The following is a 24,864-nucleotide window of genomic DNA, read 5'->3' as shown; positions in this document are numbered from 1 at the left end:
TTATTGCCCTGATCACTTTAATTCTTTTTGTGAGTGTTGGTTGGCTGATTATTCGATCTTTAATCAATTCTCGCAGAAAATAAAAGCCCGTGACTGAATTTACATAACAGGTTTGATATACTATAGAAGAAAGTAAATTACGTTTCATTAATTAGTGTGCATGAAAGGGCGGGGGTTCATGATGTCTTCAGAGGGCAATCCTCCAGCGAATGTAGATCAATATTACCCTACAGCCGGACGGGTGATTCTGCATGTGGATATGAATGCTTTCTACTGCTCTGTACATGAAGCGGAGGAACCGGATCTATATAGAGGAAAAGCAACGGCCGTTGCGGGAAGCAGTGAGTTGCGTAAAGGTGTAATCGTAACCTGTTCATATACCGCTCGTAACCGAGGCATCTCAACAGGTATGGTTGTACACCAAGCTATGAAAAAGTGCCCTGATCTCATTGTGATTCGTCCTGATTTTCATTTATATCGTAAATATTCAAGAAACTTTATGCAAATTGCGTATAGTTACACTCCACTGCTTGAGGCGACGTCCATTGATGAGTGTTATCTTGATATTACAGGTTCAAGGCAATTCGGAAATCCAATGGAGATTGCGGAGAGCATTCAGCGTAGAATCAAGGAGGAGTTAGGGCTTCCTTGTTCCATTGGCATTGCACCCAACAAGTTATTGGCGAAAATGGCTTCAGATCTGAAAAAACCGAACGGTATCTCCATTTTACGGATGAGGGATGTACCCCGGATTCTTTGGCACAGGCCATGTAACGAAATGTTTGGCATTGGCAAAAAGACGGCTGAAAAACTGAAAAAACTGGGCATTGAAACGATTGGCCAATTGGCCAAATCGGATGAGAACATGTTGACCGAACTATTCGGAGTTAATGGAGCATGGCTCAAAAATTCTGCGAATGGTATTAACCATTCCGAGGTTCACGCTGAACGAGAAGCCAATAAATCCATTGGGCATACGACTACTTTACCGGCGGATGTATCGGATATGAATGATATTCATCGGGTTTTCCTCAATATAAGTGACCAGGTAGCCAGAAGATTGCGCAAGCACGAAATGTTTAGCCAGGGTATTCAGATTACGATTCGGACACCGGATATGAAGACGATCACCCGATCACGTTTGATGGAAGTACCAACGGAGGATGCATCAGTCATCTATCGTGAAGCCTGTCAATTATTTGCAAAGCATTGGGGCAGTGGTAAGCCTGTACGTATGCTGGGCGTGACACTTCAAAACCTGATTCCAAGAGAAGAGTCCGCTGTGCAGATGGACCTGTTCGAATATGAGCAGAAGCCCAAAAAGGACAATCTGATTCGCATTATGGATCAGTTACGTGATAAATTTGGTGAGAATGCTGTTGTGACCGCAGGCATGCTTGGGGACGATCCTTCCGTGTTGCTTCGGAATCATAAAGTACGGGGCACTTCCCTGCAAAAAGATAACTTGCAAAGTCTTGATTAAATAAGGGATAATAGAGACTTGTGGTTGGAAAATGATTTGTAATTATTCTTACTTTGTATTAATATGTTTCTAGATAAAAACACTGTACGTTTCGAATTTTAGGAGGAGAGAATGTAAATGAGTAAATATACTTGGGTTGAAAAAGACACATGCATCGCATGTGGCGCTTGTGGAGCAACGGCTCCAGACATCTACGATTACGATGATGAAGGTTTGGCAGAAGTTATCTTTGACGGAGATGCTAACCATGGTGTCAAAGCTATTCCAGACGACTTGTTTGACGATATGCAGGATGCATGCGACGGCTGCCCTACAGATTCCATCAAAGTAGCGGACGAGCCTTTCAATAAAGAAGGCTAAGTATTTCTCCTATGAACACAGAGCACTTTCTTTTGTCTTAACGACAAGGGAGGGTGCTTTTTTTATGACTCCATTAAACTGTGAACATATGATCTATGATCAAGGACGAACATTGTCGAAAACTCATTTTTTCACCGGGTACTGAAGTCCTATGGATTTAACGCCTGATTATGCCGATATATAATGATATACGCAAAAAGGTGAAATAGTGGAGGATCGGATGCAAAATACTCATCTAAGAACATATGTCAAGAAACATCCCGACAACAAAATGGCTTGGTATTTGCTTGGAAAGGAGTACTTGGGCGAAGGGCAGGAGGCAAAAGCCAACTATTGTTTCCAGCAAGCGGGAGAGGTTTACGAGGCATTTGAACGTAGTAAAGCTCCTGCTGACATCTGGGTGGACTATCAGGAGAAACTGGTGGAGATGTCTGAGCAAAAAGAGAAAAAACAACGTAGACGCAAAATGTGGCTTACGTTGTTCATGCTGCTTGTGCTGGCAGGTCTGCCACCTGCGGACGCTCCGGGTTTCAGTCGTGAAGCAGCTGATGCACTGTCAGCAGCACTGGAATCCACAGATGACATCGCAGCGCCTATAGAAGCGGATAAACAGACTGGGACTACATCCATTGCGCCAAGTAATGTGTTCACCGCTGCGGCATTTGGTGGAGGCAACCATGGCGAGACTGCCCTCGCAGCTGCCTGGTCCGGATCAGGCCCGAAAGTAGAGACTTCAGCTGTATTGGGTATGCAAACCTCGGATGACTGGTCTTTATGGAAGCGAAATATGCCTGTGAAATACATAGTACAAACCAATACGAGCGGGAAATTAACGGCACAGAGTTATGATGCCAAGCAATGTAACTGTGAACCTCCTGAAGTCACGCCGAAAATCAAAAAGATGGCCTTGGCGTGGACCGCCAAGCAGGAAGCCGCTGCATCATTATCAAGTGCAATCGTTGCCTACCGCAAAAAAAATAACGCTTGGCCCAAGAGTGTAACGCAAATGGCCCAGCCATTTCCGAATAATATTCTCGGAGAAACTGCGCCAGGTATGACCGAGATGTTTCCGAAGCTGTTAGCTTTGTATCAAGGAAAGGCACAGGAAGGAAAAAACGATTCGAGTGGTCAAGAGAATGGTTCAACGACTTCGAATTCGTCTCAAGGCAACAATGCCGCCTTTGCAGATACGCTGGGAGGTCAGCCTTTTTTGCAGGAACCGCTTGAGATTGTCATTGATAAGGATAAACACAAACTTGCATTAATCAGTGGAGATACCATTGTTCGTATGTATGATGTGGGACTTGGCGGTGATCGAACACCGGAGGGTTCATTTGTTATTACAGATAAAGTGGTCAATCCGAATGGACGCTCGAACGGGGAGTTCGGAAGCAGAGGTATGCAACTCTCGAATACGAATTATGCCATCCATGGAACCAACGAGCCAGACAGCATCGGATTGGATGAGTCTCTTGGATGTGTGAGAATGCGTACAGGAGATGTAGAAGAGTTATTCGCTCTCGCTCCGCAAGGCACTCCGGTACGCATTGGAGAAGATGTGCTGCCAGATCTAACGCTTGTTCCAGAAGCGAAGCAGCGTTATCAGCATACGCTTGTTCCTAAGCAGAATAATCCGAACAAAACGTATCACTGGCTGAATTAATCTGCTGGATATGTAGAATCAGATGGAATCAGCCTGAATCATCTACATGTTGGCAATAATGATAAGAGCACCAATGATGATGATCAAGCCGCCTACACTGGCTGCTGTCCATGCAATGGCTTTGCGATTCACTTCTTCTTTCTTTTGCTGTAATGCAGGTGGTTTACGTTTGGGAGCCATGAGTTATTCCTCCTTATTGGAATAGAACTGGTGTAGAGTAACCATGCTCTCATTGTAAAGAATTCAACTCGTCATTTCCAGTAGGCGGGTAGATTTCTTGTGAGCATTTTGCATCATTCGATTTGTGCTGTCTATGCGCAAACTACTTTCCTTTTTAATAAGAAACAGATAGACTTGTGTGTAGAGTGTTTTTTTACATATGAAAAGACGGAAAACGGCTTTTTGGCGTACCGGACCAGAACGGAGTGAGTGATTTGTTATACAGAAGTCTTGCTAAACCTTTGTTGTTCAAAATGGACCCTGAACAGGCCCATCATCTGATTATTGGCGGCCTTAGTGGCATGGGCAGCATCCGTCCGGTTCCTTCCGGACTTCGAGTGATGTACGGCGTTCGTGAAACGTCTGATCTGGCTGTTGACATGTTTGGGTGTCATTTCCCTACACCTGTCGGTCTGGCTGCGGGTCTGGACAAAAACGGCCAGGCCGTAACGGGCTTTTCTTCCATTGGATTTGGATTCATGGAAGTGGGAACGGTGACGCCACTTGCACAACCAGGTAACGATCAGCCACGGTTGTTCCGTTTACCTCCAGATGAGGCTTTGGTCAACCGAATGGGCTTCAACAATCTCGGTGCGGAAGCTATGGCTGGTGAGTTGGCGCGTCTTCAGGATCGTCGCATTCCAGTGGCTGTTAACATCGGCAAGAATAAGGCAACTTCTAATGAAGAAGCTCACCTGGACTATTCGAAGTGCATTCAGGCGCTATACGATTATGCTGACCTGTTTGTAGTTAATATCAGTTCACCAAATACACCGGATTTGCGTAATCTGCAACATGGGAATGAATTGAAGGAACTGCTCGCTGCGGTCATGAACGAGATGAACGTGCAGCATGCACGAGCGGGTGGAGCGATCAAATCCGTGCTGGTGAAGATCGCACCAGATGTGAATGATCAGGAACTTGAATATATGGTTCGCACGATTGCAGACAGTGGTGTTGCAGGCATTATTGCAACGAACACAACCATCAGTCGCGCAGGACTTTCCCACCAACATGCGAAGGAAACGGGCGGTCTGAGCGGTAAACCTTTACGTGACCGTTCAACGGAGATTATTCGCCAGATCTATCGCCAGACCGAAGGAAAACTTCCGATCATCGGTTCAGGGGGCATTTTCACAAGTGAGGATGCATACGAGAAAATTAAAGCCGGAGCAAGTCTGGTCGAAATATATACAGCATTGATCTATGAAGGTCCTGAGGTGAATCGGCGCATTCATGCCGGACTGCGTGAGTTGCTGCGCAAAGACGGTTATCGTCATATCTCCGAAGCAGTTGGTGCGGAGCATCGTTAAGAAGCAATGTGAATCCCCGGAATGAAAATATAGAAGCATGGAAGAGCGTAAAATGGTTCGGTACTCTTCCCCCCACCAAACATCATGTATAATGGAATAGAACAGGGGACGCTATAGAGACAGGAGGCATAAGCATGGACGGTAGAGACTGGGGTACATTTTTACTTCCTTATGAGCAAGCGGTAGAGGAATTGAAAGTCAAGTTTAAGACAATGCGGGCGGAGCTGAAAAAACGGGAAGAGTATGCCCCGATTGAATTCGTTACCGGTCGTGTCAAAAAAATATCCAGTATTCTGGAGAAATCCAGACGACTGAATGTGTCGCTTGATGACGTGGAAACAGGCATTGAGGATATTGCAGGTATCCGCATTATGTGCCAATTCGTAGATGATATCCGTCGGGTTGCCGAGTATATTCGAGGCCGTAAGGACCTCACGGTACTCATTGAGAAAGATTACATTACGAATTTCAAAGAGAGTGGCTATCGCAGCTTCCATATGATTATTGAGTATCCCGTTCAGACGGCTCTGGGACAAAAGAAAGTATTGGCCGAGATACAGATCCGGACGCTTGCCATGAACTTCTGGGCTACCATTGAACATTCGCTGAGTTACAAGTTTCGGGAAGGGTTACCTGATGAGATGAGAACCAGGCTGAAAAAAACGGCTGAGGCCGCGTTTATACTGGACAACGAGATGTCTGCGATTCGTCTGCAAATTCTGGAGGCACAGAAGGCCTTTGAAGATGATTCGAATATCGTGTCAAGAACATTGAATATCATTCATCAATTGTACTTCTACCACCTTGTCAGTGAAGCGATTGAAGCACAGAAACGTTTTAACGATTACTGGGAACGACATGACATGGAAGGGCTCAAAGACTTGCTGGATGATGTGAAAGAACTTCTGAACAACGCCAGAAAGGGCGAAAACCCGGATGAGCATCTATGAGCCACTGTACGTTGACTATTTAATCTACTTCAATCGGGATCAGGATTATTTCGAGTGCCATGAGGTGCTGGAAGAATTGTGGCTTGAACGTAACCGGGATTCTCTCTATAAAGGGTTGTTGCAAATTGCAGTTGGTTTATACCACTTCAGGAATGGCAATCTCCGCGGGGCTATCATGATGTTACAGAGCTCAGTTGATCTTTTGGAACCTTATCCAGATACAACTCTGGGCATTGAACTTGGGATTTTGGTACAGGAAGTAAAGGAAATCGTGAAGCAACTGTCTGAACCCGACGCCCATTCTGTGACTTATAGGGATTTGTCCATACGTATTGTTGATGAGGCACTGGAACAGGAGATACTTAGGAGATCGCTTGAACTGGAGCCTAATATTCCGCAACGCCGTAGTCCCACTAGAGGACGAATATACGAAGAGAAGATGAAGGCGATGGATCAGGGTGAAAGTTGAACCATAATCAGCATTAACATTCAAATGAGCATCCCATGGATATGAAGTTCCATGTATATGAAACACCCCGACGATTCCTGTAAAGGGAACGATCGGGGTGTTTTTGAATGTTGCGTCATATTTCTATCCGTTAGCTTGCCGAAGGAGCGGCACTGCCTTTATATTTTTGGAAGAATTGTTTGTAATCATCAAGCGTATAGCCTTGGTCACTGCCATTCTCTTGCAGTCCGCCAACCATACGGTCTTTCTCGACACCAGCCTCATAATAGACGAGTGTAGGCGTGAACTCAATGTTGTAATCGGTCCATCCTGCTTCGAATTCACGGAGGTTGAATTGCGGAAGTTCGATACCTTCACTGTCAACCAGTGGCATCAACTGAGGAGTTGTGGCACGGCAGTGTGAGCAGTCGGAAGCGAAGAAATAAACAAAGAAGCTATCTTTGTTATCGATTTTGGCTTTGAGATCAGCTGGAACAATAATTTGTTGATAGTTTGAATCATTAAGCAGCTCCCGTGTAGCTGGATTAAGCTTGGAAGCAGCGATGCCATAAGCATTTTCCACTGAATCCATCTGTTTCTTGGATTGCTGGTCTACGACAACCAGTGCTGCAATCATAATGATTAAAACACCCAGGAATATAAGGATCGCAGCACTTTTCTTTTTCTTCTTGGATTTCATTGGACATCCCCCATCGATCATATCGAAATATAGTTTGGGCAAAAATAGAGGTTGGGATAATATGCATAAACACCCGAATTTTTGCTCAGGAATCAATCTACTTGCCATTATACTACATTACACGCTGTAGTGGAATAGATACGATATGATAGGAAAGCAAAGCTTGGATATGATAAAATAAAACGATAATGCAATCTTACCAAGACAGGATGAGTGGGAATATGGGTGTAAAGCTACCTTTGATATTTGCTGAGCGAATGAAAAGTTTGCTGGGCGATGAGTTTGAACAATTTATGAAATCTTATGATCAGTCTCCACACGCGGGGCTGAGAGTGAATACGTTGAAAATATCGATGGAACAATTCGATGAGATTGCTCCGTTTGATCTAAGACCTATTCCGTGGTGTGAGACAGGATTCTATGTACCTCATGGTGTTAAACCGGGGCTGCACCCTTATTATCATGCAGGTCTGTACTATATACAGGAACCAAGTGCTATGGCTCCAGTTGAATTATTGCAGGTGGAACCTGGAGATCGCGTGCTTGATCTGTGTGCTGCTCCAGGAGGGAAAACGACACAGATTGCAGCAAAGCTGCAAGGCAAGGGCGTGCTTGTCACGAACGACATCCATGCCGAACGCACGAAAGCGCTGGCCAAGAATGTGGAATTGTACGGGGTGCGGAACGCCGTTGTGTTGAATGAGTCGCCCGAGCGGATTGCGAATGCATTTCCTCATTATTTTGATAAAGTATTAATTGATGCGCCTTGCTCAGGTGAAGGCATGTTTCGCAAAGATGAGGACATGGTGAAATCGTGGGAACATCATTCGGTGGAAAAATGTGTGCTCATGCAGCGGGATATCTTGGAGACTGCGGCACGATTGCTGGCCCCGGGAGGAACCATCGTATATTCGACATGTACCTTTGCGCCGGAGGAAAACGAAGCGATGATTGCGGAGTTCCTGAATGTAAACCGTGATTTTGTAGTCAGGGACATTCCTGAAGAGAATGGATTCGCTCCAGGACGTCCGGAATGGGTACGTCAGACGATGCCAGAGAAGGCAGAAGAGACGGAAGCTGTACTGGATCAAACGCGTGGCACCGCAAGATTGTGGCCTCACCTTTTGGAAGGAGAAGGGCATTATGTCGCTGTATTGCAGCATCGTGCAGGTCAAGAATTAGAAACAGATCAATCTGGAGTAGTTAAAGAAGGAGCAATGGAGTATGGACAGGTCGTGGATGTGTCCAATATTGAAGTAGAGGAGAACAAGGATCACTCTATTGCTGCTTCTTCAATTGCTATGACCAAGGCTGATCGTAAAAAGGAACGTTTGTTGCGAATCGAATCCAGAGAGTCTCATGACAGACAGGCTGGTGGTGGCAAGAGTTCGGGCAGACAGGGCAAAAAAGGTAAAGATCACGGTGGACGTAAATCGGAACGGGGGCAGGGACGCGGAGTCGATCAGGCAAGTATTGATCCGATTGCGGTTTATACTCAGTTTATGAAAGAACAATTGGAGGTTGAGTTAGTCGGAGAAACGGTATGTTACGGAGACCGTGTGTATCAATCATTGGTTGGTGCAGCTCGGTTGGAGGGACTGAAAGTCATTCGTCCAGGCTGGTTCATGGGCACGATCAAGAATGGACGATTTGTTCCGTCCCACCCGCTTGCGTGTGCTCTGAATGCATCTGAAGCACGGCGAAGCGTAAATCTGTCATCCGCTGATGGCGAAGCCGTGAGATACCTCAAGGGTGAAACATTAAATATTGAAGAAGAACGAGTGGTGCTCAAGGCGGATACGTTTGCCAAAGGGTACGTTCTTGTATGTGTAGATGGTTATGCCGCTGGCTGGGGGAAATGGCTGGATGGTGTGCTGAAGAATGAATATCCGGCAGGTTGGAGGTGGACATCGGTATGAGTGGAAAAGGCAAACAAACGCTGCGTCTGGACAAAATATTAAGCCATATGGGTGTGGGAACACGAAGTGAACTCAAAAAGATGGTGAAACAAGGCAGAATCCATGTGGACGGCAAAGCGGTGAAAGACAGTGGTATACAGGTGAATCCCGAGGTCAACGTCATTGAAGCCGATGGCGAGCGGATTGTGTATCGGGAGATGATCTATCTGATGTTGCATAAACCTCCGGGTGTCGTGTCTGCTACCGAGGATAACAGAGATAAGACGGTACTGGATCTGTTGCACAAAGAGGATCGGGTGTTCAATCCTTTTCCTGTAGGACGACTGGATAAGGATACGGAGGGACTGCTCATTCTTACGAATGACGGTCCACTTGCCCATGATCTGTTATCTCCACGCAAACATGTACCCAAAACCTATGAAGCCCGTGTGCTGGGAAACGTGGATGAAGCGGATGTGCAACGTTTCAAGGCGGGCATTCAATTGGATGACGGATACGAGACGCTGCCGGCCGAACTGACTATACTTGGTCAGGAAGAAACGGAAGAAGGCATGATCTCGTCGATCTCGCTTATTATTCACGAAGGGAAGTTTCATCAAGTGAAACGTATGTTTCAGGCGGTGGGCAAGCGAGTGATCTATCTAAAACGGGTGGCCATGGGTGAGCTGGAACTGGCTTCGGATCTTGCGATCGGAAGCTATCGTGAACTAACTTTAGACGAGTTGAACCTTCTACGGAAGTGAGGGTTTGGTTGGGTGCGATTACTACAGAGATGAGGATGAAGCTGAAATGACCTATAAATTAATTGCGCTTGATGTAGATGGAACACTGCTGAATGATCATCATGAACTTACCGAATGGACTCAGGAGACCTTGATCCGTGCTTCCCGTCAGGGAGCAGAGATCGTTCTGTGTTCAGGCAGAGGTCCTGCGAACACGATTCCTTTTATGGAGCAAATGGGACTGGATGGATATGTGATTACACATAATGGTGCCGTAACGGCACAAGTGGATACACGTGAAGTGGTTCATCATTTTGCATTAGATGGACAAGGACTGGAACCGATCATCGATTACTGCCGGACTAATGGCGTGCATTTTGATATCAATACGGCTTTTGGTCTGTATGTGGATCAACCGGAAGGTTTGGGGTTGCAGGTGCGTGAGATGTACTACAACTTTTTGGCGGAGCCACTGAAGCTACCCAAGTGGGTTGACATGACAGAGCCACTCGCCAAATTCACTGCATTTGGTCCGATTGAACAGATGGATGCAGTACTGCAAGAGTGGTCTACTTGGAATCTGCCTTATTATATGACGCGGAGTGGTGACTTTTTTATTGATCTGATGCATCCTGAAGCGTCCAAAGGTGCTGCGCTCAAACGGCTTGCCGAATCCAAGGGAATCTTGCCTTCGGAGATCATGGCAATTGGCAACTACTTCAATGATATTACGATGCTGACTTTTGCTGGTAAAGGCATCGCTATGGATAACTCACCGGATGAGGTAAAAGCTGCTTCGGACGAGGTGACACTCTCCAATAACGAACAGGGTGTGGCACACGCAATCCAAAAACATGTGTTATCCGTCTAACCTTACATCTTATATTTGAAATGCACGCTTCCCTCATAATCTACCGTCCTCAGGGGTATCCTAAGAGAATAACGTTAGGAATGGAGGAGGACAGGTAATGAAACATGATGTGGAATTGGTTACTGACCTGCGTACATCAGGTGGAGAAGTGCAGGATGTGATGGTCAATGGTCAATATGCAGGCTCACTGTTCCTTGTATATAGAGAAGGAGATCGCTTATCTGGTAGTCTTCAGATCGAGCAGGAGTCACTGCCAGATGATACAGAAGAACGTATCGTGGAGAAAGTGCATGCCTATGTCCGTTCTCTTGCAGATGCGTTGGAAGCTGCATATTATGAAGTGCTGGTCAGTTGTGGTTCATTACATTCGGTTCTGCACAAGCCTGAGTCAGAGACCGCATGGTCATCCGAAGACATGGTTCATGACAAGGAACGTTATGACGATATAGACAGCAGTGAGGTTAAGGTAATCCCTGGTTCACAAGCCGAATCGTTTACATATGAAGATCGGGACCATGTTCTGGAGATGGAAATGGTAAGTGCAGGACGAAGCATATCAACGTATATATTCAATGATGTCGATGGGCAGGAACTTGCGGAAGCTTCCTTAAAACAATATGGCGCCGATGCTCAAGGTGAAATACACTGGTATGATGAGCCTGAAGAGAATCAATTGGAAGCCGCGGCAGAGTTGCTGGTCAGAGAACTGGATGAGGATATCATTGATACGATTACGATCCGCATGTGGCATCAGGGCAACGAACTCGAGGCGATAGAGTGGATACATCGCGATTTCTCCGAGGAGCTTGAGGATACGAATGAATCAGATATGGATGAGTTGGAGGCTGCCGAAGAAGCGTGTTATGTCATGCTGAAACGTAAGGATCGGGAGTTCCGGGTATATGAGCTGTTTCTTCAGGAACGTGGTGGTCTGCCTGTGGGAACTGCAACTATAGACACTTCTCAATCTGATCTGACGGGATACATCGATTACGATGTTCCTGGAACCAGCATACAGCGAAAGAGTCTGGTCGAAGTGCTGATGCAGGAGTTGGATAAGGAAATGGAGTTTGATACGTTACACCTTACGATGTTATATAGGAATCAGATTATTGATGAAGCCAGAATAGATGGGTAAAAGGCAGCGGCCTTTTACCTTTTTTTTGTTTTCATTTTGACGAAAAATTCATTTCCCGTTATAGTACCATTAGTTTGATAGAGATCAGGAAGCGGAGGAGAACAATCATGCACTCATTCAGGATTAGTAGCGAATATATTAACGATGGTTTTCAAGCCGTTCAGGCGAAGCCTGAGGATACGGAGGATGTGATTTCACTGCTGGTGGAGACAGCCGAATGGCTACAGAGTCAGGGGTCTTCGCAGTGGAACGGCTTGCTTAAAGGAGAAGATTCACATGATACGGCAGGGGCTATTCGGCGTGGGGATGTGTTTGTTTTCAAAAAAGGAGCGGACGTAGCGGGCATGGTCATCCTTATGGTTCAGCCAAGCCCGTGGGATGTTCAACTCTGGGGTTCAAAAGCTCACGCTGAGGATGGCGCAATCTACCTGCATCGGCTGGCGATTCGAAGAAAATATGCTCAGAGCGGTCTGGGGCGATCGATATTGCAATGGTCCAGTAGCGGGATACAGTTTGAAGACAAACATACGGTCCGCTTGGACTGCGGAGCGAGCAACGCAACGTTGAACGCCTTTTATGCGCGGAACGGTTATACATTTTTGGGCGAGAAAGATGGTTTCAGCACATATGAGAAGTTAGTAGACTTGCTGAGCTAAAATACTGGCATAGCTATTCGATAAGTACGTTGCAGACAGCCGTGAGAGATTGACGGAGGCATTGCGGCTTTTGCTTCTGAGGGGCACAGTTCGTGAATATGTTGTATATACGACTTGGATGTTCAGGCTTCCCTATGTCATAATGGACAATAGAGCAGTACTCAGACAAAATAAAGGGATGTGCATTGGACAGAGGATAGGCCAGTTGAGAGGGATTCTCATTTTAAATCTTTACTGAACATATGTTCTGATATATCATGGATGTAGATGCATTGAAAGAACGTAAGCTAGAAAGGGGGAAACTAACGGTGAAATTGCTGCAGGCGCTTTTCTTTCCTCCGGAGCAGCCCGGAGGTGTATCCTCTATGATTCCGTATATGCAGGAGAGGTTTACAACCCCGAGGTGGGAAATGGATCTGTTCTCGTTGCCGAAACGAATTCGCAACAAGGGCAGAGAGGAAGTTCAGTTCCAAACATTTGATTGGACCGAATATCAGGATAGTCCTGTTGTCCAGAAATATATTCAAACCTATCGTGATTATCTATGGTGGACCAAACTGCGCATTCAGAAGCCCTATGATCTGATCCATGCACACCACCCGATTGCAGGACTCGCGATGAAAACGGTTTTCCCGGATACCCCCCTCATTCAGACGATTCACTCCAGTTATGAACGAGAATTAATTCTTAATGGACGTATTGAAACGGATGGACCAGAGCATCGATTCCTGCTTGCGATATACGGTGAGCTGGAGCACCAGGCAGAGCGCCTCTTGACGGTGTCGGATTCGTTCCGTCGTTATCTGGCTCCCCACGTGAAGGAACCTGATGTCATCGGTGTGATCCCCAATGGATTTGATGAGAAGCGGTTTAAGCCGATTCCCCATGATAATGCCATACCACAGCTAGTGACGGTATGTCGGCTTGTTCCGGCGAAAGGACTGGATATTCTTTTCAAAGCCTGTGCGGAACTGAAGGGTCGAGGTCATGATTATGTGTTACACATTATTGGAGACGGACCGATTCGTCCTGATCTGGAAGAATTGGCGCAGCGGTTAGGAATCTATAATGAAACCATCTTCTATGGTTATACACTGCACCCTGAGGAATTCATGCCATTCTTTGATATTTTTGTACTTCCTTCACGGGCAGAAGCATTTGGTTCTGTCTTCGCTGAAGCGGCGCTGAGCTGTCTTGCTCTTGTGGGCACGGATGTAGGTGGTATACCGGAACAGATCGAGAACGGTAGCAATGGGTTGCTCGTACCGGCAGAAGATCCTTCTGCATTGGCTGAAGCGCTTGAAAAGGTGATGCTGGATCCAGCTTACCGTTATGAACTTGCCCGTTCGGCGTGTGAAAAAGCCAAAACACATTACTCGCTCGGCAGATCGGTGAATGAGCTGAAAAAGATGTACCTGCAGTTCCCCAGCCAAGCCTAAAACGGAGAGTAACAAGTGCAAGCCGCTGTGCTATACAGCGGCTTTCTTGTCATTTCTCAGGAAAGACTACGCGCGATAACTTGTGGTCATGAACCAAATGATGCTCATATTCATGAAATACATAACCGTGAAGTTATGTATTGTTGCGTCCACGAAAGGTGCCCCAGCGGTTCAGCACCAATTTGGCAGCCCAGATGAGTGCCATACTTCCGAAGATGGGGTACAGGATGGATAGCAGAGAACTGAATCCAAACTGACTGAGTGAGTAACACAACAGCATAATGGTTAATGTAATGAAACGGGGATGCACACGTATATGTTGTCTGAGTTGCAAGGTCATTCCGTAGATATCGGCTACAAAAGTACTGAATATTTCCATGAAAATAAGGGATACATATACGGATTGCACTGCCCATCCAAGTTGAAAAGCAATGCTGCCCATCGGGATCTCGAATTGGATGATACCGGGCATCTGAGCTGACATGGCAAAATGAGCTGCCATCAGCATGAAGCCTACGCCAATGCCTCCCAGCACGCCGCCCCACTTTAGCACACTTCGACTGCGGATTTGGTTACCCACGGGCACAAGAACGGCTTGGGCCAACACCAGATTGAACGAGGTGTATAGCAATGGAGACAACCACACCTGAATGGGGTTTGAGTCTGTCGTCAGTGTGATGAATCGGGAAGCACCTGGATGATGAATGGTGCTGGTAATCATGAGCAGGGATAACAGGAGCATCATGGGAACGACGATGCTATTCATTTGAAGGATGGCCTGAATCCCCCGACCAAGGAGCAGATAAGTCCCTACAAGTGTGACGATCAGACCCGTCTGATAATGCAAACCCAGATGTTCGACAAAAACGGAACCTGCCCCCGCGAGCATAACACTGTTCACGCCAATGAGAATGAGAAGGGTCACCCAAGTGATCCATTTGCCTGCTTTGTGGCCGAATAAATGTTTGTTTAGATCTTCATAAGAGCGTGAACCGGTATCGTGAGCAATCAGCATCATTTTGGTACCTAACCAGACAAAGAGCATGGTAGATAAGCCTATGGTGATGGTGGCCCATTTGCCATACTGGGTAAAAAACTGCAATATTTCCTGCCCTGTGGCGAAGCCGGCTCCGACAACCGTTCCGATGTATGTAAATGCGATCTGCAGCACCCGAAATGCCTGTTTCATGTGTTTCCCCTCTCAGGCCCCTGTATAGTTTGGACATGCGGGTACCATGGTACAAGGTATGCTTGACCCACGAAAGACATGACAATCGATAGCAAGCTCTGGCCGGAATTACATCTTAAGGACAGCCCTCGGTCAATTTCGCTTGAACTTATAGATAGATATATGATACTTTTACCTCATAGGATAGGCTTGGGAGGTCAAATTATGGAAGTATTGAAACAACGAATTTTGCAAGAAGGTGTTGTCATCTCGGATCAGGTATTGAAGCTGGATGGTCTGTTGAACCACCAGATTGATCCTGCATTGACGATGGAGATGGGACGGGAGTTTGCTGCCCGGTTTCGTGAAAGTGGAGTAACTCGGGTAATTACGGTAGAATCCTCAGGGATTCCGGTTGCTTTTGCTGCAGCCCATGAACTGGGGGTGCCGCTTGTATTCGCCCGTCGCAAAAAAACGCTTCTGGCTGATCCTGATGCCTACTGTGAACGTGTACCGTCCTTTACCAAAGGAATCGTGACAGACATTATGGTATCCCGCGAGTTCATTCATGAGAATGATCGTATTCTGTTCATTGATGATATCATCGCCAATGGAGATGCCGCTCGCGGAGTCATCAAAATTATTGAGCGTTCCGGTGCGGAACTCGTCGGATTCGGCGTTGTGGTCGAAAAAAGTTTCCAGGCAGGGGCACGCACGATTCGTGAACAGGGTATTCCGGTGGAAGCCTTGGTACGTATTCGTTCTCTGAACGATGGAACGGTACAATTTGACGATAACGAAATGTGACATTTTAAAGGAATAGGGCCTATTTTTTGAACTATGCCTTTGCATGACCGCGGATTTCATTTATAATGGGGTTATGTTAGGGAGAGGAGGCAACACCATGGGGAACCAACCGGCAACAGAACAATTTTTTATTGATAAGCTGGCGGAATCGAAAGTTCATTTTGAACGTGCCCTGGATTGTAAACATACGGAATTCGATGACCTTTATCCCTATATGATTGAACATCCTCAATTTTTCTGGTACAAACGCTATGTTGCCTGGTCAGAATTACTGACGATTGTAGGCTTGTGCGAAGAGTTGTCCTTCTCTTGGAAAGAACAATTTACACCGCATCAAGTGGAGTACCTTGAAGAACGTGTGATGTCCGCCAAAGTGCTTGATTTTTGGTTCGAGAAGAACGACAGCAAAGAGCACGCGCAGCGGTAACTCTCAGTCGGGACATAATTTCGAATGACATGACAGTCCAATACAGTCACGTGAGACCTAAATGACATTTCATTTAGGTCTCTTTTTGTAAATAAATTTGGAATATAGGAGCCATGACATGATCAGTGATACAGAATTGGACGCTTTGCGTCTGTCAGGTGAGAAAGTAAGAGTAGTACGGGACGAGCTGGAATCAAACGATGTAACGGGGATTGTGGTTGCCTGGGATGGCGAGCAGGTACTCATCCGTCGTCAGAATCGACGTGTCGTCAAGCTGGATCGCAGTTACCGATATCAGTTGTTCAGCGAGCCGCGCCAGAGTGCACTTAGTGAGTAACTCCTTGTAATTGCGGCAAAACCATGAGCGTTTAAATGTTTGGAATTACCATGATTTCTTGGCATAATTGGCTCACTCGGGAGAGAAGATAGGTACAGTGAGGACGATCTGTAACTATAGCCGAGAGGGTGTGCTACAAGCCATGACATTGATGAATGATAAAGTTCATGCCTACAAGGATCAGATTGGAGCATTAAGCGATGTGTTGCCTGGTGTGGTAAAGTCGTATCATGAGTTTACCGGAGAATGCTTTCAACCGGGTGTGATTGATGCGAAGACGAAACAGCTCATTGCGCTCGGAATTGGATTGTTCGCCAATAATGAGGTATGTACCTTCTACCATGTAGAAGAAGCTCGTGCCAAGGGTGCAACTGATCAGGAGATCATGGAGACCGTTGCCGTTGCCGGAGCTGTAGGGGGCGGACATGCCCTGTCTCAGGGTGCGATGCGAGTGCAGAAGGCGTTGCATTAAGTCTAGGTAAGGGTAGTACTAGGATTAGTCCATAAATGTCTAATCAAACAAAAGAGGAGGTTCCGGGTGATCCGGAGCCTCCTCTTTCTATATCATACTTACATTTTACCCAACATTTTATCGTACATAAATTGTCCAGTTACCCGACGTGCTGTCACATAACGATCATTGAAGTATGGATTCGATAACTTCGTAATACTTACACCTTTACTACTGGAAGCATGTGCAAATTGTCCGCCGCCAATATATACACCTGTATGTGAAATGCCTTTGCCCATCGTATTGAAGAACACCAGATCACCTGTGCGAATGTTGCTTTTCGATATCGGAGTACCTGCTTTGGCTTGCTGCTGTGAAGTACGTGGCAATTCAATGCTGTATTTGTTGAAAATATATCTCATAAACCCGGAACAGTCGAAGCCGGCCAAAGTCGTGCCACCCCACTTGTAAGGTATACCTGTCATGTTGTTCACTACGGAGTTGATACTGCTTGCCTCTGTGCTTGTTGCCCCGGATGTAAATAGTACAGCTGCTCCAAAAATGGAGATTATCAGTTTTTTCAAAATCAATGTTCTCCCTTCGATGCCTACGGAGTTAGCTAAGGGTTCGGTAGAAGGTTCCCTATATTTCCTATGTATAAGAATAATTCACCCAAAATGGTTCCCCCGTTTTCAAACATGAAACTCGGCAATGAATAATTAAGTTTTTGTAACTATTTGAAACTATATTGCATAAATGCGTAATTGTCAAACCCATTTAAACCCCTTCGTAATACCTCAATGTTAGCGGAATTACGGTTTTTATATGAAAGAAGGGATCAAGTCTGGGTATCATTCATGACAAAAACGTCATTATTGATTCGCTTAAGACGATTTTGGATAAATAAATAGGTTTGTCATGAGTTAAAAGAACTATTCCGTAATGTTCAATTTAAGAGATTATATTCATTAAGTTGCATATATTGACAAAAATCGATTTATTGCATATTATCTTCTTATCCAATCCACATATTGGATGAAAATTGATTTTATTGTGTTATAAATTCAAATAAAGGAGGTTAAGGGACTAGTTTTATAAGTAAGGTAGAAGTGGGAGATTTATAAAAACAAACATAGGAGAGTGTTATCTTTGAAAGCAAAAAAAATAGTTACTTTTGTTCTGGCATGTACGATGGTATTCTCAGCAGTTGGAATGGCAGTTCTTCCTGTAACAACGGTATCAGCTGCTGATGCAACAGGTACGACAGCAAGTATTTCTGATATTCTGAAGAACCAGCTGCCAGATGGAGGTTGGAGAAAAGACTATAAGCAAACAAGTGGAGAATGGGCGAAGTCCACCATTGACAACAAGGCTACATACTCAGAAATTAGAAGATTGGCGAAGGAATTTAAAAAGACTAATGATCCGCGTTACTCCACAGCTGCAATCAAAGGAATTAACTTTTTGATCAACATGCAGTATTCAAACGGTGGATGGCCACAAGTCTATCAAAGCTCGGGATATCACAAACACATCACTTACAATGATGATGCGATGATTAATGTAATGATCATGCTGGATGAAGTAGCAACTCGCAAAGGTGACTTCTCGTTTATCGACAGCACACTTGCTAACCGCAGCAAAAATTCAGTTGCCAAAGGTGTGGATGCGATTCTGAATACACAGGTCGTTTCCGGCGGTAAGCTGACAGCATGGGGACAACAACATGATTCCAGTTCCCTTAAACCGGCAAGCGCAAGAATCTATGAAGTACCATCGCTGACGGCTGGAGAGAGTGTAACGATTGTTAAATTCCTGAAAACCAGACCTGCTAATGCTAAAATTACAGCATCCATTAAAGCAGCGGAAGCTTGGTTTAACAAAGTCAAAATTACGGGTTACAAGTATGAAAGAGCAAACGGGGACAGCAAAATTATCGCTGATTCCAAAGCTGCACCGATCTGGGCTCGCTTCTATGAAGTGGGAACAGATAAACCGATCTTTATTGGTCGTGACGGGGTAGTTAGATACAAACTGAGTGATATTGATAAAGAAAGAAGAGGCGGCTATGCATGGTATGGCAACTGGCCTTCCAAGCTGTAATTCGTAACAAGCCTCAGGTTTCATCGAGTTAATTCCTAGTAACGATAAGTAAAGCCCGAATCAGACATGGACGTCTGGCTCGGGCTTTATTGTTATAATTTTCAGTGTTGACATGATAGATTGCACATGATATATTATTTCTTGTCGCCGAGATACATATCACGGATATAGACAATATGCGGTCGTGGCGGAATTGGCAGACGCGCACGGTTCAGGTCCGTGTGGGCTAACCCCCCGTGGAGGTTCGAGTCCTCTCGACCGCATCGAAAAAAAAGGTTCCTCGTTAGGCTAACGCCTTCGAGGAACCTTTTTGTTTTGTACATAAACAACTTGTACCGTAAAATGAGTTACTGAGCGGACACCTGGATACTATCGATATTCGGTCCTTCAGTACCGGTCGTGACTACTTTAATGGTATTGGTTCCCGAATTCATGGGTACTTGAATTGTTTTTTCACCCCAGGTGGACCAGCTACCCGTTGCAGAAAATGGGGTATTGCTGATCACTTTGGTTCCATTCACGAAAACATCGAGGTTACGGGTGCCACTTTCCAACGCATAACGAAACTTTACGTTTTTGGTGCCGCTTATCGTATTGTTGATGTTATTCCATTGAATGCCCGAGTTCGTCAACGCATTGAAATTAACATACCCTGATCCTGTGTAGCCAGGATAGATCGTCTCAATTGCAGCATCGGAGAGCGTCGTTCCTGTCTCTGCTTCATACGTAGTACCACTCCCCGTATTACCGCCACCGCTGCCCGTAATATTAGCGACAAACGTAGTTACACTTTGAGCAGGGAGTTGAGCAGTAAAGGTTGCATTGGAGACCGTAATTGGTGCTCCGCTTGCCAGATTGCGACTGCTATCGGTTACCCATGAGGATACCGTGGAAGCATTACCGTTTTGCAAAACAAATTTCTGACTCGTTGCAGAAGTGCTTCTGTTAATCGCCACAATGACAACCTTGTCATCCCCTTTGTAGGCAGAAACGAATGTGTTCGTATCCGGGTTCTTGGTTGCATCCACTCTGAGATAGCCTGGACGCACAAATTTGGAGAAGTGAGCCATATTATAACCGCGTTTACTAATCGTTCCGTCCTCTTTCATCGGTCCATACTGTCTGCGGATGTACCACCATACATAAGCCTGAAAATCACCCTCAACCATAGCACTGTGCATGTGATAGGAAACGTCAAGCGCTTCAGGCCAGCGGTCTGCGGAGTTACTATCGCTATTCGGATAATAGACTTCGGTCATCCAGAGTTCTTTACCCGCTCCTTTTTGCTTGAAGAGTGGATATGCGAAATCTTTGATCTGTGTCCCGTACGTGTGTGCTCCCAGAATGTCCATATTAGCGAGCGCCTGCGGGTCATTCAGAATTGGGTCAGATATGTTTTTGAGATACTGGAAGGATTCGGGTGCCATGACTTTTGTACCTTGAATGGAGCCTGCATTTTCTTTCATAAAACGAAGAATTTCCTGAGGTGTCCACCAGGTCCAGTCATGTGCATAGTCGGGCTCATTCTGTACCGAAATGGCATACAGGTCCACACCATTATTTTTCATGTAGGTTACAAAGTCATTAAGATGCTGTGCATATGCAGTATACTTGTCGTACTTTAGGCGTTTTGCATTGGTATCTCCATTGTGATTGAACGTTTCAACCATGTCGCTCGGAGGATTCCATGGGGATGCAAATACGATAGCACCTTTTTCGATAGCGCGTTTGGCTGTGGCGATTTCACGAGACCAGTTATTTCGATCTGGATCGATGTAGATTCTGAGTACGGAAAAGCCTAACTGGTTCTGATCATTGCCAAAAGCAGTTTCTCGTTGTGCTGCCGTAAGGTCACCGATCCAAGCAGGGTGGTTAATACCACCAAAACCGCGAATGAGCTGTTTTTCAGAAGATAAATTAATGGTGGCATCACTTGCTGCCGAAACTTGTGTAGGACTAAGCATGAGAGGTAGAGCTGTTAAGCAGGCCAATAAAACGTTAATCGTCTTTTTCAGTTTGAATTTCACTACTTTCATCCTCCTCAAATAGCAAATAGTAGAATAGCTGATGGTCTGGCATTTCATTTATGTAAACCCTTTCAAAACCTCCTTCCTTAAATCATAGGAAAGATATACAGCACTTTAGCTTCTTTCAATTGTTGATTCTACTAAATTATTCCTGAACTGAAAACCTGACAAATTACAGTATTTTTTCTAATTTATTTCTATTATCGATATATTCAATGACGGTTCTTGTCTGAGATAAGAAGGAGGAATGGAATAGCGATACTCATTTGATGTGGAGTTATTCAACGGGGGCTGTCGATATTTAAGGAAGGCTTTGGCTTACATATAACTCCCTTCATTATCAAACAATGAGAACACAGATCTACGGGGAGGGAATCATGATGAGGGAAAAGAGAAAGCATTATCGATTTTTGGCCAGTTGCATGACATTTTTGATTGTGATTTACGTTGGTGTTTCGGCAGAAGGGTCTACAGCCACAGCTTCTGAGTCCCCATCAAATCATAAACGGTTGGCGATCATCATTGATGACGTTGGTAACGATATGAAGGGAACGGCAGAGATCCTGGCGATGCCAGTCAAACTGACGGTAGCGGTAATGCCTTTTTTACCAACAACGAAGAAAGATGCGATCGCTGCACATGAAAAGGGGATGGATGTGATTGTGCACATGCCCATGGAACCCAAGAAAGGAAGACCTGAGTGGCTGGGCCCGGGTGCAATCACATCCAATCTAACCGATGAAGAAGTACGGGAACGCGTGGAGAAAGCGATTGATGATGTGCCCCACGCTATTGGCATGAACAATCACATGGGTTCTAAAATCACTTCCGATAAACGCATCATGTCCATTGTGCTCGATGTATGCAAGGAGCGTGGCCTCTTCTTTGTAGACAGCCGTACGAATTTTCGCTCCGTGGTGGGGGAACTTGCGATATCCAAAAATATGCCACCTGTAGGTAATGACATTTTCCTGGATGATCAAAACTCCAAGCAGCACATTCGCAAGCAATTGGATCTGGCTGCTCAGCATGCGATGGACAAGGATCGTTGTGTTGTCATTGGTCATGTTGGTCATACGGGCTTAAACACATCTGCAGTGGTTCGTGAATCAGTCTCCCGTCTACAGGGTCAGGTTGAGTTTGTAGGTATTGGTGATCTGGTACGCGATGTGTGGCAATGGCAACCTGCACCTATACTACCGACAGGTAATAAATAATACCGTTGGCAATCGACTGGGCGATTCGTTTTTGTTCTGCGGGATCACTCATTCTGGCTCGATCTGCCGCATTGCTCAAAAATCCGGTTTCGACGATGACGGCAGGTTGCTTCACGTAATTCAATAAATAAAAGGGCTTGCCCCACACGACTCCATGTCCAGTCCCGTACAACTCGTTCATAGCGTTCTGAATGGATTGGGCAAGCAAATAACTCCTGCCTTCCTTTTGGTGAAGTACCACCGGGCCTTCTGCAGTCGCTCTGGGACTCCAATTCGCATGGATACTGACCACGATATCGGTACTCACTTCTTCACTGAGGCTTTTACGTTGGGCAAGATCCCTGGTATGACGGGAGCGGCTGTTCAGCCAGCGGTTCTCATCACTAAGTGCATAATCACCAAGTCGGTTGATGATGACAGCATAACCTTTGCTACGAAGCAGGAGGTACACCTTTTGGCTAATGGCGAGGTTGATATCTTTTTCCAGTACACCTTGTGCAGATGTACCACCATCAATCCCGCCATGGCCTACGTCGAGCAGGATAACCGGTGCTGCAAAGGCATGATGGCTGGAACGATAAGCATCTCCATCAGTCACCGGCAACATGGATGGACTGTTTTGGGACGGAATGGAATGATCTGAACTTTGAGATACGGCAAAATCAAGATAGGCTGCTTTTCCATGAGCGACATGGTGGGGCAGGATGGGAAGACAATGGAAGCTAATGAGCAAGGCCACCGAAGTGGTCAGCAGCTTATACATGGAATACACACTCCTTCATGAAATGGTACCGGATGCAGATTAAAGACTGTATGGATACCTTTGGCATTAGACTGTGCATTTTGAGGGTTTTCATACTCGTTTCAATAAAAAAATGTTTAACCATTGCACATCCTGCACACAATAGAACTATCGTAAGCTCCGTGATTGAGCAGGAGCGAAGGAGGTAGTGGTTATGGCCAAAAGTGATGAGTTGGTAAAATACATTACGCAGCGTGTAGTACATTATATCGATACGCCGAAGGATGAGCGCAAAGGTCGAGCCAAAAAGAAAGAGCCGTGGGCAATGAAATGGTTCGGTATGATTCCGTTTGCTGTATCCCTGTGGGTGGGTAAAAAGGAAAAAGAATTCGATACACAGTCTCATAAACGAAGTTCTTCGGGCAAAGGGTGAGTACCGCCAACCTGATTTCGCCAATGTAAAACCAAAAGAAAGACGCAGTCCCTTTGAAACATGGGAAGGCGTCTTATTTGTTGTGTCTCAAGAGGTTGCTGATGATCAAGGCTTCACGATATAGAAATGACCATCTTGTTGCAATGTGCTCAAAGGCACAAAACGTTGAATGGACGTATTGCCGCCAATCGCTACATACGGAATAGACTCTGCTTCCTGATCACTATGCCATAGCTGATAACCGCTAACCGGCAGAGGACCGCCATATATGACATTACGATTATCTGCTGAGAAAACAATCCTTTGATTCTTCCCATGCTTTATCACATCTTGTATCTCATTAGCAGCAACGGGTTTGGATGTAATCCATAACAGGTTGTCAGCCGGATTGAATACAGGTCTCAGATGAAGTGGATCGACTGCTAAAGATGAAGATGTGGATAAATTAGTTATGCTGGCAGAGACCTGTTTGAAGTCAGTCTCCAGCCGATTCAGTAACTCTGACGGTAATAGATCTCCGTTCGTAGCATCAATATAAAGTGCTGGATGATTCCGTTGTTCCACTTTCCAATAAGCCAGCAGGGGAAGAGCATAACGAAGATGAAGCTCTCCTCCGCTAGCAAGTAACGTCTCAAGGTTGACATCTTGTCGATCCAAGGCTTGTCCAAGAAGTTCACTGTTGTACGGTGAGGATTCTCCTTGTCCATATTCACTAAGCAGCATCTGTCCCTGTTCTGTGGCGGTAATAATCATATATCCGATCGGTTTACCTTCAAACTCAGCTTGCACGAGCCAGCTATGTGTACCCGGACCCAGAGGGTAGAAGTCCAGTTCGGCGTTCTTCCAATGTGCTTCGGCGTTAGCCGTACCAAGTGCAACAGCTTGTTGCTCTGCAAACCGTTGTACAGCAGTGGGAGCTAATTTGTCATCCGCAGAGGCAAGATGTTTGGTACTGTCACCTGTTGGTGATGCGAGCACTGGTGAAGACGTTTTTTGTTGTTCAGCATTTGCAATCGACCAAAAGGAGAACAGGGCGACACAACTGAGTACGCCCAAGGTCATACAAGTTGTTCTCCGAACGCTGTTCCATCGCATATGAAAGAATCGTTTCAAGTTAACACCTTCTTTCCATTATCCATTGCCTGATTGGCCCTAATTTCATTCTAGGGGACAGGCTATGCAAAGGTTGCTAGAACCTGTCGGGTGGCTGATCATGAATAAACACTACTTTTGCCAGCATTTGCAGGAAAAGTAGTGTCTTCGTCTATCTT

At 45.6% G+C, this 24,864-nt stretch carries 26 protein-coding genes, 1 tRNA gene and 1 riboswitch; of the genes, 20 read left to right on the top strand and 7 right to left on the bottom strand.

What is annotated here, in order from left to right; all coding sequences use genetic code 11:
• The first annotated feature begins 181 nt into the window (after positions 1 to 181).
• The 3 genes from OM416_RS12195 (at position 182) to OM416_RS12185 (ending at position 3,506) form a co-directional block, all read left to right on the top strand.
• The gene (locus OM416_RS12195; protein WP_264930711.1) at positions 182 to 1,483 is read left to right on the top strand and encodes a DNA polymerase IV; all 1,302 of its coding nucleotides are present in this window, start codon (positions 182 to 184) and stop codon (positions 1,481 to 1,483) included.
• 117 nt (positions 1,484 to 1,600) lie between these two features.
• Entirely contained in the window at positions 1,601 to 1,843 is a 243-nt protein-coding gene (locus OM416_RS12190; protein WP_017689369.1) for a ferredoxin, read from the top strand.
• A gap of 220 nt (positions 1,844 to 2,063) precedes the next feature.
• On the top strand, positions 2,064 to 3,506 hold the full coding sequence (locus tag OM416_RS12185) for a L,D-transpeptidase family protein (RefSeq protein ID WP_264929596.1): 1,443 nt from the start codon (positions 2,064 to 2,066) through the stop codon (positions 3,504 to 3,506).
• Positions 3,507 to 3,548: 42 nt separating this feature from the next.
• Here OM416_RS12185 and OM416_RS12180 read toward each other — a convergent pair whose 3' ends face one another.
• The gene (locus OM416_RS12180; RefSeq protein ID WP_017689367.1) at positions 3,549 to 3,686 is read right to left on the bottom strand and encodes a hypothetical protein; all 138 of its coding nucleotides are present in this window, start codon (positions 3,684 to 3,686) and stop codon (positions 3,549 to 3,551) included.
• Positions 3,687 to 3,940: 254 nt separating this feature from the next.
• Between OM416_RS12180 and OM416_RS12175 the strand changes: the two genes are divergently transcribed.
• The 3 genes from OM416_RS12175 (at position 3,941) to OM416_RS12165 (ending at position 6,457) form a co-directional block, all read left to right on the top strand.
• A complete protein-coding gene (locus OM416_RS12175) occupies positions 3,941 to 5,038 on the top strand; it encodes a quinone-dependent dihydroorotate dehydrogenase (protein WP_264929593.1) in 1,098 nt (365 codons plus the stop codon).
• 134 nt (positions 5,039 to 5,172) lie between these two features.
• On the top strand, positions 5,173 to 5,988 hold the full coding sequence (locus OM416_RS12170) for a GTP pyrophosphokinase family protein (RefSeq protein WP_017689365.1): 816 nt from the start codon (positions 5,173 to 5,175) through the stop codon (positions 5,986 to 5,988).
• The gene (locus OM416_RS12165; RefSeq protein WP_264929588.1) at positions 5,975 to 6,457 is read left to right on the top strand and encodes a DUF309 domain-containing protein; all 483 of its coding nucleotides are present in this window, start codon (positions 5,975 to 5,977) and stop codon (positions 6,455 to 6,457) included. The genes OM416_RS12170 and OM416_RS12165 overlap by 14 nt, the downstream gene beginning before the upstream one ends.
• 130 nt (positions 6,458 to 6,587) lie before the next feature.
• On the opposite strand, the gene OM416_RS12160 is transcribed toward OM416_RS12165, so the two are convergent.
• Positions 6,588 to 7,136, bottom strand: coding sequence for a thioredoxin family protein (locus OM416_RS12160; protein ID WP_264929586.1), 549 nt, complete (start codon positions 7,134 to 7,136; stop codon positions 6,588 to 6,590).
• A 221-nt stretch (positions 7,137 to 7,357) separates the two neighbouring features.
• On the opposite strand from OM416_RS12160, the gene OM416_RS12155 reads away from it, so the two are divergent.
• The 6 genes from OM416_RS12155 to OM416_RS12130 all read left to right on the top strand — a co-directional run bounded on the left by OM416_RS12155 (position 7,358) and on the right by OM416_RS12130 (position 13,881).
• Positions 7,358 to 9,055 carry an RsmB/NOP family class I SAM-dependent RNA methyltransferase gene (locus OM416_RS12155; protein ID WP_264929584.1) on the top strand — a complete coding sequence of 566 codons (1,698 nt, stop codon included), beginning with the start codon at positions 7,358 to 7,360 and terminating at the stop codon, positions 9,053 to 9,055.
• The gene (locus OM416_RS12150; protein WP_264929583.1) at positions 9,052 to 9,798 is read left to right on the top strand and encodes a pseudouridine synthase; all 747 of its coding nucleotides are present in this window, start codon (positions 9,052 to 9,054) and stop codon (positions 9,796 to 9,798) included. The genes OM416_RS12155 and OM416_RS12150 overlap by 4 nt, the downstream gene beginning before the upstream one ends.
• 46 nt (positions 9,799 to 9,844) lie before the next feature.
• A complete protein-coding gene (locus OM416_RS12145; protein ID WP_264929581.1) occupies positions 9,845 to 10,648 on the top strand; it encodes a Cof-type HAD-IIB family hydrolase in 804 nt (267 codons plus the stop codon).
• Between the two features lie 97 nt (positions 10,649 to 10,745).
• The gene (locus tag OM416_RS12140; protein ID WP_264929579.1) at positions 10,746 to 11,786 is read left to right on the top strand and encodes a hypothetical protein; all 1,041 of its coding nucleotides are present in this window, start codon (positions 10,746 to 10,748) and stop codon (positions 11,784 to 11,786) included.
• Between the two features lie 107 nt (positions 11,787 to 11,893).
• Entirely contained in the window at positions 11,894 to 12,442 is a 549-nt protein-coding gene (locus tag OM416_RS12135; RefSeq protein ID WP_264929577.1) for a GNAT family N-acetyltransferase, read from the top strand.
• A gap of 308 nt (positions 12,443 to 12,750) precedes the next feature.
• Positions 12,751 to 13,881, top strand: a complete 1,131-nt coding sequence (locus tag OM416_RS12130; RefSeq protein WP_264929575.1) for a glycosyltransferase family 4 protein — start codon at positions 12,751 to 12,753, stop codon at positions 13,879 to 13,881.
• A gap of 133 nt (positions 13,882 to 14,014) precedes the next feature.
• Here the strand turns inward: OM416_RS12130 and OM416_RS12125 are convergent, their stop codons facing one another.
• The gene (locus tag OM416_RS12125) at positions 14,015 to 15,070 is read right to left on the bottom strand and encodes a hypothetical protein (RefSeq protein WP_062833666.1); all 1,056 of its coding nucleotides are present in this window, start codon (positions 15,068 to 15,070) and stop codon (positions 14,015 to 14,017) included.
• 204 nt (positions 15,071 to 15,274) lie between these two features.
• Here OM416_RS12125 and OM416_RS12120 point away from each other — a divergent pair, with 204 nt between their 5' ends.
• The 4 genes from OM416_RS12120 (at position 15,275) to OM416_RS12105 (ending at position 17,092) form a co-directional block, all read left to right on the top strand.
• Positions 15,275 to 15,856 (top strand): xanthine phosphoribosyltransferase, encoded by a 582-nt coding sequence (locus OM416_RS12120; protein ID WP_062833667.1) that lies wholly within the window; start codon positions 15,275 to 15,277, stop codon positions 15,854 to 15,856.
• A 97-nt stretch (positions 15,857 to 15,953) separates the two neighbouring features.
• On the top strand, positions 15,954 to 16,283 hold the full coding sequence (locus tag OM416_RS12115; protein ID WP_024629266.1) for a hypothetical protein: 330 nt from the start codon (positions 15,954 to 15,956) through the stop codon (positions 16,281 to 16,283).
• 118 nt (positions 16,284 to 16,401) lie between these two features.
• Positions 16,402 to 16,620: a hypothetical protein gene (locus tag OM416_RS12110; RefSeq protein WP_264929565.1), complete on the top strand. Its 219-nt coding sequence runs from the start codon at positions 16,402 to 16,404 to the stop codon at positions 16,618 to 16,620.
• Positions 16,621 to 16,762: 142 nt separating this feature from the next.
• Positions 16,763 to 17,092, top strand: a complete 330-nt coding sequence (locus OM416_RS12105; RefSeq protein WP_017689352.1) for a carboxymuconolactone decarboxylase family protein — start codon at positions 16,763 to 16,765, stop codon at positions 17,090 to 17,092.
• A 98-nt stretch (positions 17,093 to 17,190) separates the two neighbouring features.
• On the opposite strand, the gene OM416_RS12100 is transcribed toward OM416_RS12105, so the two are convergent.
• A complete protein-coding gene (locus OM416_RS12100; protein ID WP_264929563.1) occupies positions 17,191 to 17,655 on the bottom strand; it encodes a C40 family peptidase in 465 nt (154 codons plus the stop codon).
• A gap of 5 nt (positions 17,656 to 17,660) precedes the next feature.
• A riboswitch (cyclic di-AMP (ydaO/yuaA leader) is annotated at positions 17,661 to 17,792 on the bottom strand.
• Positions 17,793 to 18,220: 428 nt separating this feature from the next.
• Here OM416_RS12100 and pelA point away from each other — a divergent pair.
• Positions 18,221 to 19,174: a pectate lyase gene (pelA, locus tag OM416_RS12095; RefSeq protein WP_413775779.1), complete on the top strand. Its 954-nt coding sequence runs from the start codon at positions 18,221 to 18,223 to the stop codon at positions 19,172 to 19,174.
• Positions 19,175 to 19,352: 178 nt separating this feature from the next.
• Positions 19,353 to 19,437 (top strand) — tRNA-Leu (locus tag OM416_RS12090).
• 84 nt (positions 19,438 to 19,521) lie between these two features.
• On the opposite strand, the gene OM416_RS12085 is transcribed toward OM416_RS12090, so the two are convergent.
• Positions 19,522 to 21,210, bottom strand: coding sequence for a carbohydrate-binding protein (locus tag OM416_RS12085; RefSeq protein ID WP_413775778.1), 1,689 nt, complete (start codon positions 21,208 to 21,210; stop codon positions 19,522 to 19,524).
• A 368-nt stretch (positions 21,211 to 21,578) separates the two neighbouring features.
• Between OM416_RS12085 and OM416_RS12080 the strand changes: the two genes are divergently transcribed.
• Entirely contained in the window at positions 21,579 to 22,418 is an 840-nt protein-coding gene (locus OM416_RS12080; RefSeq protein ID WP_264929557.1) for a divergent polysaccharide deacetylase family protein, read from the top strand.
• Here the strand turns inward: OM416_RS12080 and OM416_RS12075 are convergent.
• Complete coding sequence (locus tag OM416_RS12075) at positions 22,393 to 23,181, bottom strand: N-acetylmuramoyl-L-alanine amidase family protein (RefSeq protein WP_264929555.1); 789 nt, start codon at positions 23,179 to 23,181, stop codon at positions 22,393 to 22,395. The genes OM416_RS12080 and OM416_RS12075 overlap by 26 nt on opposite strands.
• 193 nt (positions 23,182 to 23,374) lie before the next feature.
• Here OM416_RS12075 and OM416_RS12070 point away from each other — a divergent pair, with 193 nt between their 5' ends.
• Positions 23,375 to 23,593 carry a YqzE family protein gene (locus OM416_RS12070; RefSeq protein ID WP_264929553.1) on the top strand — a complete coding sequence of 73 codons (219 nt, stop codon included), beginning with the start codon at positions 23,375 to 23,377 and terminating at the stop codon, positions 23,591 to 23,593.
• 105 nt (positions 23,594 to 23,698) lie between these two features.
• On the opposite strand, the gene OM416_RS12065 is transcribed toward OM416_RS12070, so the two are convergent.
• Complete coding sequence (locus tag OM416_RS12065) at positions 23,699 to 24,655, bottom strand: hypothetical protein (protein ID WP_264929551.1); 957 nt, start codon at positions 24,653 to 24,655, stop codon at positions 23,699 to 23,701.
• Positions 24,656 to 24,864 lie beyond the last annotated feature (209 nt).

The organism is Paenibacillus sp. LS1, assembly GCF_026013365.1.
Lineage (GTDB): Bacteria > Bacillota > Bacilli > Paenibacillales > Paenibacillaceae > Paenibacillus.
This window is presented reverse-complemented; position numbering and strand designations above follow the sequence as displayed.